This is a genomic window from Streptomyces camponoticapitis (genome assembly GCF_014646115.1).
Classification (GTDB): domain Bacteria; phylum Actinomycetota; class Actinomycetes; order Streptomycetales; family Streptomycetaceae; genus Streptomyces; species Streptomyces camponoticapitis.
Genome location: NZ_BMMV01000001.1, coordinates 481,113 through 497,437, shown reverse-complemented (window position 1 = coordinate 497,437; position 16,325 = coordinate 481,113). Strand labels below are relative to the sequence as shown.

The 16,325-nt window shown below is 72.4% G+C and carries 12 protein-coding genes; 7 read left to right on the top strand and 5 right to left on the bottom strand.

Translation table 11 applies throughout. From position 1 onward, the window contains the following. Positions 1-72: 72 nt before the first annotated feature. A complete protein-coding gene (locus tag IEY79_RS02115) occupies positions 73-816 on the bottom strand; it encodes a spermidine synthase family protein (RefSeq protein WP_189105630.1) in 744 nt (247 codons plus the stop codon). Positions 817-972: 156 nt separating this feature from the next. Continuing rightward, positions 973-1,620: a GNAT family N-acetyltransferase gene (locus IEY79_RS02110; protein WP_189105485.1), complete on the bottom strand. Its 648-nt coding sequence runs from the start codon at positions 1,618-1,620 to the stop codon at positions 973-975. A gap of 171 nt (positions 1,621-1,791) precedes the next feature. On the opposite strand from IEY79_RS02110, the gene lon reads away from it, so the two are divergent. Further along, complete coding sequence (gene lon / locus IEY79_RS02105) at positions 1,792-4,206, top strand: endopeptidase La (protein WP_189105484.1); 2,415 nt, start codon at positions 1,792-1,794, stop codon at positions 4,204-4,206. 304 nt (positions 4,207-4,510) lie between these two features. Next, positions 4,511-5,005, top strand: coding sequence for a MarR family winged helix-turn-helix transcriptional regulator (locus tag IEY79_RS02100; RefSeq protein ID WP_189105483.1), 495 nt, complete (start codon positions 4,511-4,513; stop codon positions 5,003-5,005). Positions 5,006-5,098: 93 nt separating this feature from the next. Here IEY79_RS02100 and IEY79_RS02095 read toward each other — a convergent pair whose 3' ends face one another. Beyond that, complete coding sequence (locus IEY79_RS02095) at positions 5,099-5,884, bottom strand: protein phosphatase 2C domain-containing protein (RefSeq protein ID WP_189105482.1); 786 nt, start codon at positions 5,882-5,884, stop codon at positions 5,099-5,101. Between the two features lie 482 nt (positions 5,885-6,366). On the opposite strand from IEY79_RS02095, the gene IEY79_RS02090 reads away from it, so the two are divergent. Genes IEY79_RS02090 through IEY79_RS02070 form a run of 5 tightly spaced genes read left to right on the top strand, consistent with a single transcriptional unit; the run spans position 6,367 to position 12,075 of the window. Beyond that, entirely contained in the window at positions 6,367-9,231 is a 2,865-nt protein-coding gene (locus IEY79_RS02090; RefSeq protein WP_189105629.1) for a sensor histidine kinase, read from the top strand. Next, positions 9,228-9,710: a roadblock/LC7 domain-containing protein gene (locus IEY79_RS02085; RefSeq protein ID WP_189105481.1), complete on the top strand. Its 483-nt coding sequence runs from the start codon at positions 9,228-9,230 to the stop codon at positions 9,708-9,710. The genes IEY79_RS02090 and IEY79_RS02085 overlap by 4 nt, the downstream gene beginning before the upstream one ends. Next, complete coding sequence (locus IEY79_RS02080; protein WP_189105480.1) at positions 9,707-10,165, top strand: DUF742 domain-containing protein; 459 nt, start codon at positions 9,707-9,709, stop codon at positions 10,163-10,165. Before IEY79_RS02085 ends, IEY79_RS02080 begins: the two co-directional genes overlap by 4 nt. Then, a complete protein-coding gene (locus IEY79_RS02075) occupies positions 10,146-10,787 on the top strand; it encodes a GTP-binding protein (protein WP_189105479.1) in 642 nt (213 codons plus the stop codon). The genes IEY79_RS02080 and IEY79_RS02075 overlap by 20 nt, the downstream gene beginning before the upstream one ends. A 43-nt stretch (positions 10,788-10,830) precedes the next feature. Further along, entirely contained in the window at positions 10,831-12,075 is a 1,245-nt protein-coding gene (locus IEY79_RS02070; protein WP_189105478.1) for a styrene monooxygenase/indole monooxygenase family protein, read from the top strand. Between the two features lie 16 nt (positions 12,076-12,091). On the opposite strand, the gene IEY79_RS02065 is transcribed toward IEY79_RS02070, so the two are convergent. Further along, a complete protein-coding gene (locus IEY79_RS02065) occupies positions 12,092-13,396 on the bottom strand; it encodes a C40 family peptidase (RefSeq protein ID WP_189105477.1) in 1,305 nt (434 codons plus the stop codon). 169 nt (positions 13,397-13,565) lie between these two features. Continuing rightward, positions 13,566-16,178, bottom strand: a complete 2,613-nt coding sequence (locus IEY79_RS02060) for an outer membrane protein assembly factor BamB family protein (RefSeq protein WP_189105628.1) — start codon at positions 16,176-16,178, stop codon at positions 13,566-13,568. Positions 16,179-16,325 lie beyond the last annotated feature (147 nt).

Here is a 16,325-nt window from a genome sequence, read left to right as displayed (position 1 = left end):
CGATCCACATGCCTCGCGAGGATGTGGATCCCGTGTGTGGGGAGCAGCGTAGAGGCACCGGAGGGGTCCCGGCTACGCAGGGCGAACGCCGAGATGGACCACGTCAGGCACTCCCCGGGCAACTTGGATCTCTTCCGTCCTAACCCCGGTGAAACCGACATTCCGCAGGGCGTCCTCGAACGCGAGCGAGGGCTGCGCGGACCAGACGGCGAGCACTCCGCCGGGGTTGAGCCTCGCCAGACAGGCGGCCAGTCCGCCGGGTGTGTAGAGGCCGGCGTTCTCGTCCGTGACGGTCCAGCCGGGTCCGTTGTCGATGTCCAGGCAGAGCGCGTCGTAGCGGTCGATGGGCTGGTCGTCGGCCTCCGCGGCCTCCGTCTCCGTACGGATGTAGTCGACGAGATCGGTGTGGAGGATCACAGTCCGCGGGTCGCCGAGCGCCGCGCCGGAGATCCGGGCGAGCGGTCCCTCGTGGTGCCAGTCGATGACCGCCTGCTCGCGCTCGACCACCACGATCCGGCCCCAGCGCTCGTCGTCGGCGGCGTGCGCGAGCGAGAAGCCCACGCCGAGCCCGCCGATGAGGACGGACGGCAGGCCGTCGCGCCGGTCGGGGGCGAGGGCGGCCTGCGCGGCGTCGATCAGCAGGCGCTCGGAGCGGCCGTCGGAGGTGTCCATCAGGAAGGTGCCGTTGGCGATGATCTCGTGGATGTCGCCACCGTCACCGCCGTCATCGGCGGGCCGCCGCCGCAGGACGATCTCGCCGTACGGGCCGTCGCGCCGGTCGAGGGTGACGGGGCGGTCGTGGGGCGCTTCGGACATGGGGTCGGGCACGGGGAGGTCTCCTCAGTTCTGCGGCCGGCCGGGGCCGGCGCCATCCTCGCGGGATGCGCCCAGCGACGACAAACCGGTTCATCCGGGCGTATGCCCGGGGGTGGTGCGGACAGTCGTGCGTGGGCGCGGCGGAAGCGGGCCGTGTCATCCCTGCGTCCCGCGGACGACGCCCGTCAGCGGACCCTGGAGCCGCCAGCCCAGGGATGTGTAGAGGCGCAGGCCGTCCCTGGTGGCGGAGAGGACACCGGTGGTGGCGCCCGCCTCGGCGGCGGCCGTTTCGAGGGTACGCATCACCAGGCGCCCGAGACCGCGTCTGCGGTGGTCCGGCCAGGTCTCGACCTGGTCGACCACGGCCGTCGCGCCCTCACCTGCCGTGGCGACCTGGCCACGGCCGGCGGGGGAGCCGTCGGGCGCCGTGACCCGTACCCGGAAGACGCCGTCACGGGTCTCGGCCCGCACGGTGTAGCCGTCGGGCGGGACCGGCACGGCCGACGGCCGCAGTTCCTGGAACATCATGAAGCCGGGGTCGTCCGGCACCGTCCACCCCGGCGTGATCCACCCGGCCACCCGCTCCGGCGGGGCGAGCACCTTCAGCCAGGCGCCGGGCTCGGTGACGGTTTCGCAGAGCTTCCTCACGGAGGGCTCGTCGGGCTCGGGAAGTACGTGCCGGAACGCATGGCCGGGCAGGCCCACGTCGACGCGGTAGCCCCACGGCTCCACGACCGGTGCCGGTGTGGAGCGGGAGACGGCCCAGCCGGCGACCCATGCCGATGTAATGGTTGAAGAGTCCATTGGAACATTACATCGCATGTCGCTGTTATCGCGTGAGGGACTTCCGGGCCGAGAGGATCCGGGGCGGGATCGCTCAGAGCGAACACCCTCCCGAGGTATCGGGGAACAACCGGGGGCTCACAAGCATTGAGTCTGCATAGCTCAACTTTCTGTACTGCCGAAGGGGAGACCATGGCTGCCACGTCCACACCACTCACCCTGCCCGTGCTGCCGCTCGACGACGAGGTCGTGCTGCCCGGGATGGTGGTGCCCCTGGACCTTTCCGACACCGAAGTGCGCGCTGCCGTCGAGGCCGCCCAGGCGGCCGCCGGCGACGACTCCGACGGGGGAAAGCCGAAGGTGCTGCTCGTGCCGCGCCTCGACGGGGCATACGCGGGGACCGGCGTCCTCGGGACCGTCGAGCAGGTCGGCAGGCTCTCCGACGGCGACCCCGGCGCCCTGATCCGCGGCAGGGGCCGCGTCAGGATCGGCGCCGGTACGACCGGGCCCGGCCGGGCCCTGTGGGTCGAGGGTCTGCACGTCGACGAGACCGTGCCCGACCCGCTGCCCGGTTCCGTCATCGAACTGATCAAGGAATACAAGGCTCTCGCCACCGACTGGCTGAAGAAGCGCGGCGCCTGGCAGGTCGTGGACCGTGTCCAGCAGATCGACGACGTCTCGCAGCTCGCCGACAACGCCGGTTACTCGCCGTTCCTCAGCACGGCCCAGAAGGTCGAGCTGCTGGAGACCGCCGACCCGGTGGCCCGTCTCAAGATGGCGACCGACCAGCTCCGTGAGCACTTCGCCGAGCAGGACGTCGCCGAGTCCATCGCCAAGGACGTCCAGGAGGGTGTCGACAAGCAGCAGCGCGAGTTCCTGCTGCGGCGCCAGCTCGACGCCGTACGCAGGGAGCTGTCCGAGCTCAACGGCGACGCCGCCGACGAGTCCGACGACTACCGGACCCGCGTGGAGGCGGCCGATCTGCCCGAGCACGTCCGTGAGGCGGCGCTCAAGGAGGTCGACAAGCTGGAGCGGTCGTCCGACCAGAGCCCCGAGGGCTCGTGGATCCGCACCTGGCTGGACACCGTCCTCGAACTGCCGTGGAACGAGCGGTCGGAGGACGCGTACGACATCCGGGGCGCCCAGCGCGTCCTCGACGCCGAACACGCCGGCCTGGACGACGTGAAGGAGCGGATCACGGAGTACCTGGCCGTCCGCAAGCGCCGTAACGACCGCGGCCTGGGTGTCGTGGGAGGCCGCCGCGGCGGCGCCGTCCTCGCCCTCGTCGGTCCGCCCGGCGTCGGCAAGACCTCGCTCGGCGAGTCCGTCGCGCACGCCATGGGACGTTCCTTCGTCCGCGTCGCGCTCGGCGGTGTCCGGGACGAGGCGGAGATCCGGGGCCACCGGCGTACCTACGTGGGCGCGCTTCCGGGCCGTATCGTCCGGGCGATCAAGGAGGCCGGTTCGATGAACCCGGTCGTCCTGCTCGACGAGATCGACAAGGTCGGCTCCGACTACCGGGGCGACCCGGCCGCCGCCCTCCTCGAAGTCCTCGACCCGGCGCAGAACCACACCTTCCGCGACCACTACCTGGAGGTTGAACTCGACCTCTCCGACGTGGTCTTCCTCGCCACCGCGAACGTGCTGGAGTCCATCCCCGAGGCACTGCTCGACCGGATGGAGCTGGTCCGTCTCGACGGCTACACCGAGGACGAGAAGGTCGTCATCGCACGCGACCACCTGCTGCCCAGGCAGCTGGAGCGCGCCGGTCTGGAGACCGGCGAGGTCACGCTGGAGGACGAGGCGCTGCGCAAGCTGGCGGGCGAGTACACCCGCGAGGCGGGCGTACGTAACCTCGAACGCTCCATCGCCAGACTGCTCCGCAAGGTCGCCGCACAGCACGAGCTGGGCGACCGCGAGCTGCCCTTCTCCGTAGGAGACGGCGATCTGCGCGGCCTCATCGGCCGGCCGCACCATGTGCCCGAGTCCGCCCAGGACCCGGCCGAGCGCCGTACCGCCGTACCGGGCGTGGCCACGGGCCTCGCCGTCACCGGCGCGGGCGGGGACGTCCTCTTCGTGGAGGCGTCGCTGGCCGACCCGGAGACGGGCGGTTCGGGTCTCACCCTGACCGGCCAGCTGGGCGACGTCATGAAGGAGTCGGCCCAGATCGCGCTCTCCTTCCTGCGCTCGCACGGCGCGGAGCTGGAGCTGCCCGTCGCGGACCTGAAGGACCGGGGCGTGCACATCCACTTCCCGGCCGGAGCGGTGCCGAAGGACGGCCCGAGCGCGGGCATCACGATGACGACGGCACTCGCCTCGCTGCTGAGCGGACGCCAGGTCCGTACGGATGTCGCCATGACCGGCGAGGTCTCGCTGACCGGGCGTGTCCTGCCCATCGGTGGTCTGAAGCAGAAGCTGCTGGCCGCGCACCGCGCGGGCATCACGACCGTCGTGATCCCCAAGCGGAACGAGGCGGACCTGGACGACGTCCCCGCCGAGATCCTGGAGAAGCTGGAGGTCCACCCGGTGACGGATGTACGCCAGGTTCTGGAGATCGCGCTCTCGTCGGCCACGGCCGCCGCGACGGAGATCCCGGTCGCCGCCTGACGGCGAAGACCGGTGACAGCTGAAAACGAGGTGGGCCCCCGGCACTCGGTGCCGGGGGCCCACCTCGTTCGTGACTCGTACGTGTTCAGGAACTCGCGGCTCCGGGCGACCGTCCGGGCCTGCCGCAACAGGGTGTGTACATGTCAACATCTGTGCTGCGGAGGACGCGACGCGGGTGGAACGGAGCGGGGGAAGGACCTCGGGCCGCCGACGTTGGTATAAACCTGCGAAATAATGACCGAGCTGGGGCAATGGGTCCCGGCGTCGGAAACTTTCAGGAGCGGGAAAGCTCGCGATGGGTGTTATGGGTGCTGACGTGCACGGAGACAGTACGGCGAATGAACCCGAACCGGCCGGGAAAAGTGATGTCGACAGCGAATTCCTGGCGCTGGAGCGGGAGTTGGCCGTCTTTCTGCGGCGCGCGAGAGCCAATTCCGGAGAGATGGCCCGCGAGGTCCACCCCGAACTGGAGCCGGCCGCCTACGGACTTCTCGTGCGCCTGGAGGAGACGGGCCAGCAGCGGGCGACCGATCTCGCCGTCTATTTCGGCGTCGGCAAGGCGACGATGAGCCGTCAACTGCACGCGCTGGAAGGGCTCGGACTGGTGACGCGGGAGCCCGACCCCGCCGACGGGCGCGCCTCGCTGGTCCGGCTCACGGCCGAGGGTCTCGCGCGCTTCCGGCGGGTGCGGGACGCGCGGCGCGAGCGGTACGTGCGCAAGCTCGCGGACTGGAACCGGGCGGAGGTCGCCGAACTGGCGCGGTTGCTGCACCAGTTGAACGCCCGCGCGGCGAGCTGAGCGCCCGCGCCGGGAGCTGGGCGGCCGTGAGCTGAGCCCGTCCCGACGCCGGCGGGACGGGGCCGAGCGGGGGGTTCACCGCGCTCAAGGCGCTCACGGCTCCACGTACACGACGGTCGCGTCGTCGTACGCCTTGCCACGCCGGAAGGCCACCCCGTCCGGGTCGGCGGACTCCGCCGCCCGTACCCGGTCGATCAGCTCCTGCGGGCCGCTCTTCCTGACGAGCGCCAGACAGTCCGCCCAGTCGCCCTCCCGGAACACCTCGACCCAGCGCGCCGCGCCGTCGGTCAGGGCCACCAGGGCGCGTACCTCCGAGGCGGGGGTACGCCCCGTCACGGCCTTCGCCGCCACGTCCGGGTCGACGGCCGCGGTGAAGAAGCCGCCCTCCGTGTTGCGCAGCGCGTCCGTCGCGGCGGCCTGGCGGCGGACCGAGCGCGGAATGCGGTCCAGCCGGTCGTCCACGACGGCCCGCACCTCGCCGGCCGGCGACTCCAGGAGGAGGGTCGAGTCCGAGAGGACGAGATGCTCGACCGTCCCCGCGTCCCAGCGCACCATGACGACCGTCGCCTGGGGCGTTCGGGGGTGAGAAAGGTCACAGGTGTCCCGGTGGGCGTCGGCCGTACGCCGGATCGCCTCCCCGAGCACGTCGGTGAGGGGCATCTCCCGCCGGGAAGCGGACAGTTCGGTCAGCGCGCCGCCCAGTCGTGAGGTGAACCATGGCACGCCGTGCACACAGCCGTCGCCGCCGGTTCGCGGAGGCGTCACACCGTCCAGCGCGATCAGCGTGCCGCCGCTCCCCGCCGAGGGCGTGGCCACGGCGGTCCAGTCCTCGTTCGGGCGTGGGTGGCTGCCGGGGGCGGTGGCGATGTCGATGCGCATGGACCCAAGTCTGCCCGAGACTCCGCGCGGCTCCGCCCGGCGCCCGCGCCGCGTCCGAGCGTCTTCCGTGCGTCTTTCGCGCCCTCCGACGGGCCGGCGTCGTACCGGGGCATACACCCCGTACCGGCAGTGCCGCCCGGTGCCGCCGCGCACCTCGGTGTACCGTCCGCGCGGAGCGCCGGAGCCCCGTCTCCGAGTCGCCCGGAAGGGTCGGCTCCGTGACGATGTGGCCCGGCATCCTGCCAAAGCTCACGCGTAAGTTCCAACCGCCGCACCGTGCGCGTCCACGACGCGCGCCCGCGCGAGTTGTTCGCCAACTCCTCCTTGATGTTCACTCGTTCAGGTGGCGGAGCGGCCGATACGCGCCCCCTCCGAGAAACGCTGGAATGGTCGGAAGCCGTGCCAGGGGTGGAGGGGTTATCCGGATCTGACCGGACGTCATCTCCGCCTCATGGGCGGACGAGTCGAGAATGCGAGCACCGGTGCAGAAGAAGCGGCCTCGGGGCAAGGGCGGCACGCGCGGCGGGTCCCAGGGCTCGGTAGAGCCCCGTAAGGCGGGGACGCCGGAGTCCGCCGGAGTGGACGTGACCGGGACTCCCGCCGGACGGCCCGTACGCGTACGCACCCGGCTCGTCACCGCGGTCGCCGTCGTCGGCGTCACCGTCGTGGCGGCGGGCGTGCCCGCCGTCCTGAGCGCCTCGTCCGAGCTGAACGACGCCCAGAGCCTGGTCACCCTCGCCGAGCTCAACCGGCAGACGGCCGTCCTGGCCCACTCGCTCGCCGACGAGCGGGACGAGGTCGTCGTCCATATCGCCGGAGGCCGCCAGGACGCCGAGAACGACGGCGACAAGGCCGAGGAGGGCGAGGGGACCGACAGCGCGCCCGGCGCCGCCCCCGCCACCCGCGTGGACAGGCAGATCGACGAGATCGACGCCGTCGCCTCCACCGGTCTGCGCAGGGACCTCTCCACCGTCCCGTCCATCCGCCGCACGGCCCTGACCGGCAAGGGCACCGCCCTGGAGGCCTACCAGGCGTACACGGACGTCATCGCCAAGCTGCACGCCCTCGGCGACGAGGTCGCCGAGCAGACGCCCCCCGGGGCCGTCGACGGCACCCGCGCCCCCGCCGCCCTCGGCCGCGCGGTGGAGCAGGCGTCGGCCACCCGCGGCCTGCTGCTGGCCGCGCTCGCCGTCCCGGAGCCCGAGAGCGCGGAGCCGCGGTTCGACCCCGTCACCGGCCTGCCCGTCCAGTCCGACGACGGCGGTGACGACAAGGCGGAGAGCGAGCGCACGCGCGACGCGCTCAGCGCCGCCGCCCAGCAGGCCCGTGTCCGTGAACTCGCCTCCCTCGCCGACTTCGACCAGTCGGCGGGCGCCAAGGCGCGCGACTCCCTGGCCACGACCGTCACCGGGCCCGACGTCACCGCGGCGGAGAAGTACCTCTCCAGCCTCGCGGACCGGCCCGAACTCTCCGACGGCGACCGCGACGCCAACCAGGAGAAGGTCGACTCGTCGCTGTCCAGCCGTATCGAACAGATGCGGGGTGTCGAGTCCGGCATCGGCTCCGCCCAGCTCAAGCGCCTGGAGGCGCTGCGCGACGACGGGGTCACCTCGCTGGAGGTGAGCATCGCGCTCCTCGGCGGCCTGCTGATCGTCGCCGTCGGCGCGTCCACCGCCGTCGCCCGTACGCTCACCCGGCCGCTCGCCGTCCTGCGTATCGGAGCGGCCCGCCTGGCCTCCGAGCCCGCGACCGGGGAACCGGTGCGATTCACCGGCCGCAACGACGAGTTCGGCCAGGTCGTACGGTCGATCAACAGCCTGCACGGCAAGCTCCTCGACATCTCCGCGCGCGCCGACAAGCTCAACAGCGACCGCACCGGACTGATCGGCGCCCGGCAGGCCATGGCCGACCAGCGCACCGAACTCCAGGAGCGGACCGCCGAGATCACCGCACAGCTCGAAGCGCTGCGGCACACCGTCCACCACACGTTCGTCAATCTCTCGCTGCGCACACTCGGCCTCGTGGAACGCCAACTCGGCGTCATCGAGACCCTGGAGGAGCGCGAGCAGGACCCGGACCGGCTCGGCGTCCTCTTCCAGCTCGACCACCTGGCCACCGTCATGCGCCGGCACAGCGAGAACCTGCTGGTGCTCGCCGGGCACGAGCAGGGCGCGAGCTACGCGGGCCCCGTACCGCTCGTCGACGTCCTGCGGGCGGCCGTCAGCGAGATCGAGAAGTACGAGCGGGTCACCATCCTGTCGCTGCCGCCCAACGCCCACCTAACCGGATCAGCCGCTGACGACATCAGCCACCTCGTCGCCGAACTCCTGGAGAACGCCACCTCGTTCTCGCCGCCGGACGCCCAGGTCGAGCTCTCCGGCTGGCGGCTGGAGAACGGCGACGTGACGCTCTCCGTGCAGGACAAGGGCATCGGTATGCCGGCCGCCCGGGTCGCCGAACTCAACGAGCGGCTCGCCGACCCGGGGGCGCACCAGCCGCGGCCGGCCAAGAACGGGAAGCCCGGGAAGCCGGCGAAGGCCGGGTCCGGGGCGCCCGTCACCGACGGCGAGGGCGACGGGCTCGGCCTGCACATGGCCGCGCTGCTCGCCACGCGCCACGGTGTCGGGATCACGCTGCGCGAGCAGCAGCAGGGCGGGCTGGTGGCCACCGTCGTACTGCCGGCGGCGCTGCTTCCGGCGGCTCTCCCGGTCGCGGGTCCGCACCGCTCGACGGCGGCTGGCGCGGCGCCGCAGGTGCAGCTGCCGGGGTCGGCGGCGGAGGCCAACTCCAACGCCCTGCCGGGCCGTTCGGGCCGCGACCCGCTCGTCACCCAGGACGAGGAGCCGGTCCGCGAGGCGCCCGCCGACGACCCGTACGCCATCGGTCCCGAGGCGCACGAGCGCGTCGCGGACGAAACGGACGAAGGGCACGACGAGTTCACCGGGACGCAGGAGGCGACGGGAGCGGACGACCCGGCCGAGCCGTACGGGACGGACGAGGAGGAGCCCTCCACCGACGCGTCCGCGGACGCCGTCACCGACAAGGGACTCCCGAAGCGCAGCCCCAAAGTCCTCACGCCGGGCGTCATGTCGGCCGACCGGACGGGTAGCGTCGACGCGGACGCGTTGCGCCGCAGGCTCGGTGGCTTTCACCGAGGGGCCAAGGACGGCAGGCGCGACGCCGATGCCGAGCTCTTGGAGCAGACCGAAGTGCAGAAGCAGACCGGCCAGGTTCAGACCGGCCCAGCGCAGACCAGTTCAGTACCGCGGCAGCAGGACGACGCGGCGGAGGCGACCGGAGGACGGACGGACGAGACGGGGGAAACTGTCGAGGAGGCACGCAGTTGACGGCGACCGGAACATTCGGACTCAGTAGCGAAGCCCGCAATCTCCACTGGCTGTTGACGAATCTCGTGCAGGAGGTGCGAGGGGCACACTCCGTCGCGGTCGTCTCCTCCGACGGACTGCTGCTGCTCTCCTCGGACCCGGCCCAGCACGAGGCGGCGGACGCGGCGGGCGGGAGCGAGAGTCCCCGCGGCTCCAGCTCCGACCTGGCCACCGTCATCTCCGGCATCAGCAGTCTCACCCTCGGCGCGGCCGAGTTGATGGACGGCGGGGGCGTGAAGCACACCATGGTCGCCATGGAGGAGGGCAGTGTCTTCGTCATGTCGATCAGCGACGGTTCACTGCTCGGCCTGCACGCCGGCGCCGACTGCGACATGCACGTCGTGGCGTACCACATGGCGGTGTTCGTCGGCCGCGCCGGGCATGTGCTCACGCCCGAACTCCGCGGCGAGTTGCGCAGATCGATGGAGAGTGCCCGATGACATCGGTGTCCGCGGCCGGATCCGGCCGCGGATTCCCGGGCGGCGGGCCGCGCGCCCGCCGCCTGCCGGTGCGTGTCCCCGACCGCCGCGCCGCGCGAGTACGGCCGTACTCACTGACCGGCGGCCGCACGCGCTTCGGCCACGTGCTGCTGGTCGAGACGTTCGTCGCCGCGCTGGAGGCGTCGGAGCACTCGGAGGAGCACAAGGAGCCGCCGAGCGGCGCCGCCGCGCGCCGCACCATGCCGGAGACGCGCGCCATCGTGGAGCTGTGCGCGCGGATGCGGACCGTCGCCGAGATCTCGGCGCTGCTGAAAATGCCGCTGGGGGTCGTCCGGGTGCTGCTCAGCGACTTGGCCGACCAGGGGAGGATCCGGGTGTACGGGACGGGCCACGGCAGTGGTCATCCGGACCGGGCGCTGCTGGAGAGGGTGCTGGGTGGACTCCGCCGTCTCTGACCTGTCACGGGCGTCCGGCACGACGGACGACGCCTCCGAAGAAGGGCTGCGCGACTGGCAGTTGGACCGCAGCAGGGCCCCCACAGCGACCAAGATCGTGGTCGCCGGGGGCTTCGGCGTCGGCAAGACGACCTTCGTGGGATCCGTCTCCGAGGTGAGGCCGCTGCGCACCGAGGCCGTGATGACGAGCGCCGGCGAGGACATCGACGACCTCACGGCGACCCCGGAGAAGACGACCACCACCGTCGTGATGGACTTCGGCCGGCTCACGCTCGACGACGACCTCGTGCTGTACCTCTTCGGCACCCCCGGCCAGCAGCGCTTCTGGTTCCTCTGGGACGACCTGGTGCGCGGCGCGATCGGCGCCGTCGTCCTCGCCGACACCAGCCGGCTCTCCGACTGCTTCCCGGCGCTCGACTACTTCGAGAGCCGCGGCCTGCCGTACGTCGTCGCCGTCAACCAGTTCGAGGGCACGGAGTCGTACGAGATCCGGGACGTGCGGGAGGCACTGTCGGTGCCGGCGCGCGTGCCCGTGACGACCATGGACGCGCGCATGCGGATCCCCGTCGTCGAAACGCTGCTGGCCCTGGTCGGCCACGCCCTCGAAGCGGCCCCCGAATAGCCCGACAGCAGGCAAGCAGGCAGCAACATACGGAGAACCCGCCATGCGGAAGATACTCGTCGTCGGTGCCGGACAGTCCGGCCTCCAGCTCGCCCTCGGACTCCAGTCGTACGGGTACGAGGTCACCCTGATGTCCAACCGTACGGCGGACGAGATCAGGTCCGGCCGGGTCATGTCCACCCAGTGCATGTTCCACACAGCGCTCCAGCACGAGCGGGACCTCGGGCTCAACTTCTGGGAGTCCCAGGCCCCGCGCGTCGAGGGACTCGGCGTCTCGGTCGCCGCGCCCGACTCCTCCCGCGCGACCGACTGGCTGGGCAGGCTCGACGGGATCGCCCAGTCCGTCGACCAGCGGGTCAAGATGGCCGGCTGGATGGAGACGTTCGCCCAGCGCGGCGGCCAGCTCGTCATCCACGGTGCGGCCGTGTCCGACCTCGACTACTTCGCCCGTACGTACGACCTCGTCCTCGTCTCGGCCGGCAAGGGCGAACTGGTCGCGATGTTCGGCAGGGACGCCGCCCGCTCCCCGTACGACACGCCGCGGCGCATGCTCTCCGTCGCGTACGTCCACGGGCTCGGCCCGCGCGCCGAACACCCCGGGCTGGAGGCCGTCCGCTGCAATCTCGTGCCGGGAGTGGGCGAGCTGTTCGTGATGCCGACGCTCACCGTCACCGGCCGCGCTGACATCCTGTTCTGGGAGGGCATACCGGGCGGCCCGGTCGATGTCTTCCAGGGCATCAAGGATCCGGCCGACCATCTCTCGCTGACGCTGGAGCTGATGGAGCGGTACACGCCCTGGGAGTACTCGCGGGCCACGAAGGTCGAGCTGACCGACGCCAACGCCACCCTGTCCGGCCGTTACACGCCCACCGTCCGAAACCCCGTCGGGCGGCTGCCGGGCGGCGGAGTGGTCCTCGGTGTCGCCGACGTCGTCGTGGCGAACGACCCCGTCACCGGACAGGGCTCCAACTCCGCCGCCAAATGCGCCGCCTCGTACCTGGAGTCGATCCTGGCGCACGGCGACCGGGAGTTCGACGAGGCGTGGATGCGGGCGACGTTCGAGCGCCACTGGGAGAGCGCGCGGCACACCACCAGGTGGACGAACACGATGCTGGGGCCGCCGCCGGCGCATGTGCTGGACATGTTCGAGGCGGCGGGCCGGCTCCAGCCGGTCGCCGACCGGTTCGCGAACGGCTTCGACGACCCGTCGGACTTCGAGGACTTCTTCTACGACGGAGAGAGGACCAGGGCCTATCTCGCGGCGGTCGGCGGGCGCGCGGCCCGCTGACGCCGGCCTGTTCGGGTCAACCCGTCGGCCCGGTGGGGGAGTTGTTGCCGGTGTCGTCGCCCGCGGTGGCACCCGCCGGAAGCTCCGGCGGCTCGTACGACCGCGCGTCGAGCGCCCCGGCGCCCGGGTCCGGCCGTACGGCGCCGAGCAGCGGATTCGAGGCGAGGGGGGAGACCTTCACCCGGCCCCCGGGGCGCGGGGCGTGGACGACCTTCCCCTCGCCGAGGTAGATCGCCACGTGGGTGGCCTTCGGGAAGTACACGACCAGATCGCCGGGGCGCAGCTCGCTCAGCCTCACCCGCGGCAGCCCGGCCCACTGCTCCTGGCTCGTGCGGGGCACGCTCACCCCGGCACGCGCCCAGGCCTGCGAGGTCAGCCCCGAGCAGTCGTACGACTCCGGGCCTTCGGCGCCCCACAGATACGGCTTGCCGATCTGGCCGACGGCGTACGTCAGCGCCTCGTCGCCGTCGGCCGACGGAGCCCGCAGGCTCCTGACGAGGCCGCCGGTCGCACTCCCTGACGAGGCCCCCGTCCCCGTCCCCGTCCCTGCCGCCGTCTCCGTACCCGGATCCGTCTCGGCCGGGGGCGCGGCGTCGCCGAGGGCGCCGGAAGTGATCAGCTTCTCCTGCGCCTTGTCCGTCTCGGCGTCCTCGCGCTCGGCGATCGCGGCGATCTGCCCGGTGGTGAGCGAGGCGAGCATCTTCTCGACGTCCGCCAGCTTCGCTCGGACGGCGTCGCGCTGCTTCTTCTGCTTCGCGGCGAGTGCCTGCTGCTCGGAGAGCGCCTCCCGGGACCGGGCGGCGAGGGTGTCGGCCCGCCTCTCGCCGTTGGTCAGCCGCGCGATCGTGGACAGCCGGTCGCCCTGCGCACGGTCCATCAGATGCTTCTGATCCAGGGCGTGTTGGGGATCATTCGAGAGCAACAGCTGGATGTAGGAGGAGAGTTCGGAGGTCCCCTGGTACTGCTGACGGGCGAGACGCCCGGCCTCGGCCCGGCTGCGGACCAGCGCCTTGCGGGCGTCGGTGAGGCCGGTACCGACGCTTTTCGCCTTGGCCTGCTGGGCGGTGAGCTTCACCTCGGTGGCGTTGTACGCCTCGGTGGCCTCCTCGGCCAGCCGGTACAGCTTCCGCAGCTCGGTGAGCAGTTCGGAGACGCTGCGCGGGGCGCCGTCGGCGCGGGGACCGGAGCCCGGAACCGCTTCGGCGCCCGGAGTGGGTTCGGTACTCGGAACGGGTTCGGCGCCGGCCGGTGCGGCGTGCGGTACCGCCACCAGGGCGGCGAGTGCTGCCGTACAGACGGACCGCAGAAGCCTGCCTGACACCTCATCACCTCCGTTCGCGGGACGGCCTGTCCGGCCCCAAGGTGATGATGCGGCGTCAATTGCCGCCGTACCGTGTGCTTACCGCATAATTGGGCGACATGGCGGCACGCCGTCACCCCCCGGAGGGCCGAGGTGAAGGCCCCCGGCGTGGCGGCTTGTAAGGGCCGGCTCAGTCGACCGGCAGCGCGTAGAACGTGCCTCCGCGCCGGATCACGGCGGTCTTCCCGGCCATCAGCGGCTGGTACGAGGGCGTGGCCACGGCCGCGCCGTCGGCGGCGGGGGAGGGGGCGGGGCCGCCGGCGTTCTGGAACTTCCAGAGCCGCTTGCCGTCCTTCGCCGAGAACGCCGTCACCTGGAGTCCGTCGGCCGACAGCACCGTCCGGCCGCTCTCGCTGAGCGAGATCCGGGGGACACCCGTCCAGGCCGGGCCCTCGGTCGTGCCCTTCCACCGCTGCACGCCGGACTCGGAGTCCAGCGCGTACACCTCCTGGTAGCGGTTGGCGACGTAGAGCGTGGAGCCCGCGAGCGTTCCGGTGCCGAAGGCGAAGGGCTTCTGCCCGGGCACCTTCGGCGCGCCCGACCTGCGCCACAACTGCTTGGCGTCGGCGGTGTCGTACGCGTACAGCTGATCGGCCGCCGCCGCGTACAGCCGGCCCTTCGCGTCGCCGACCGAACCGCCCGCGGGCGGCACCGCGCCGAACGACTTCGACCAGGTCCGCTTGCCGCTCACGCGGTTGAAGCAGTGGTAGACGGACTTGCCCTTGGCGGCCCTGACCTGGACGGGCAGCAGCGACTTGGTGTCCTGGCGCACCACGATGTCCGCCTCCCGTACGGCGATCAGCTGGTACACCGGGGTCAACGGCGCGCGGCCGCCCGCGATCACCGTGCGCCACAGCTCCTTGCGGGTCGTCAGATCGAAGGCGAAGAGATGGGTGCGGACCACGGCCGCCTTCCCCGTACCGGTCCGGTACGACCCGGTGAACCAGACCTGGCCGTCACTGGTCCCGGCGACGCCGGCGACCTTCAGGCCGGGCGCGCCCTTGATGCCGTCGGCGTAGTCGACACGGTGCTCGACCGCGCCCGAGGCCGGCGAGATCCAGAGCAGACCGGTCGCCCCCGCGACGAAGCCGAGTCCGGACGAGACGGGCAGGGCCTGGTGGAGAGAGGCCACCTCGGCCTTCTGCCAGAGCCGCTTCCCGGTGCGCACGTCCACGCCGGTGGCGCCCGAGCCCGTCGTCAGGACGAGGGTGCGGCCGCCGACGACGGCGGCGTTCAGGACCTCGTCGGCGGCCACCTTCTGCTCGTACGCCCAGAGGGCTTCGGGCGGCAGTCCGGTCAGGCCCCCGGGGGTGCCGTCGGCGGGCTTGTTGTCGGTGTCGTCGGACGGCTCGTCGTCGGCGAGTGCCAGTACACCCCCGCCGCCGATCAGCAGACCGGCGGCGCCGGCGACGATTCCGGTGATGAGCGCGCGCCGTCCGAGCGGCTGCCCGAGGGGCCGTCCGAGCGCGGCGAAGCGGCCCGCCCCCGATCGGGTGGGCGCCGGTGTCTGGGGCGGTCCCGGCGGCAGGGCGGGCGGTCCCGGCGGTCCCTGGTGTCCCGGCACGGGCGGGAGCGACTGGGACTGCTGGGGCACCGGCGCGGCGGCCGGGGGCAGCGGGAGGGCGGTCGGCTCCGGCCGGGCGTGGGGCAGCGAGAGGGCGGCGGTCGGCCGGTCGACGACGCCGCTCTCGCTCCCGGACGAGGTCCGGGGCCGGCCGATACGGGTGGTGCGGGTGTCGGGCTCGGGCACGGTACCGGGCGCGGCGTCGGCCGGCGCACCGGGAACGGCGTCCGCCGGGGTGTCCGCCGACCCGTCCCGCGACCCGTCCAGCGGGGTGTACAGGGCATCAACTCGGGCGGCCTGTTCGGCGATCGAGGCCGACAGCGCGGCGGGCAGCCACCCGTCCGGTTCGGCGGTCGCCGCCGCTGCCGCGCCCTCCAGCGCCAGCTCGGCCGCGACGGCCCCGGCCGTCGGCCGCTCGCCCGGTTCCTTCGCCAGACAGCGCGCGACAAGCGGCCGCAACTCCCCCGGCACACCGCCGAGTTCGGCCGTCCCGTGCGCGATGCGTTCGATCGCCGACTCGGCGGGCCCCTCGGTGAGGGGCGTCGTACCGGTGGCCGCGTACGCCAGCAGCAGTCCCAGCACGAAGATGTCCGACGGGGGCCCCGGTACCTCGCCCTCCAGCTGTTCCGGGGTGAGATATCCGAGCCGTACGGACAGCCGTCCGCCCTCCATGGCCTCCGCGGACACCGCGGCGCCCAGTGCGCCGAAGGCGGTGAGGCGGGGGCCGTCGGCGGCGAGGGTCACGGTGTCGGGCGCGAGCCCCTGCAGTACGGCTCCGGTCGCGTGCACCCGCGACAGCGTCTCGGCGAGCGCGGCGCCCAGTATCCGTACGGCCCGCTCGGGCAGTGGACCGGCGACGGCGACGGCCTCGCCGAGGGTGAGCGCGGGGACGTAGCCGTACGCGGTCCAGAGCGTCTCCTCCTCGGACGGGTCCGTACGGGAGTCGAGCAGCGGCTGCACCCAGCCGCCGGCCAGCCGCTCGGCGGTCCGCGCCTCGGCCTGGAAGCGCCGCTGGAAGGCGGGCAGCGCGGCGAGGGCGGGCCGGGCGACCGAGACGACGACGGTGCCGCCGTTCGGCCCGTACGCCAGATACCGCACGGCGCTCGCCGACTCCCGGTACCGCGCCAGCACGGTGTAAGGGCCGACGAGACGTGGGTCGTCGTGCCGCAGCGGTTCCATCACGCGTATGCCCCCTGGTGCTCGGCCGGGAGGTCGTCTCCGGCCTGGTCGATCCTATGGTCCTGTCCCGTCGGGCCGACGGGCCGTCCGAGCCCGCGCGACAGAACCTAGATGGTGCCCGACAAATCCCGCCTGCGGCACCATATG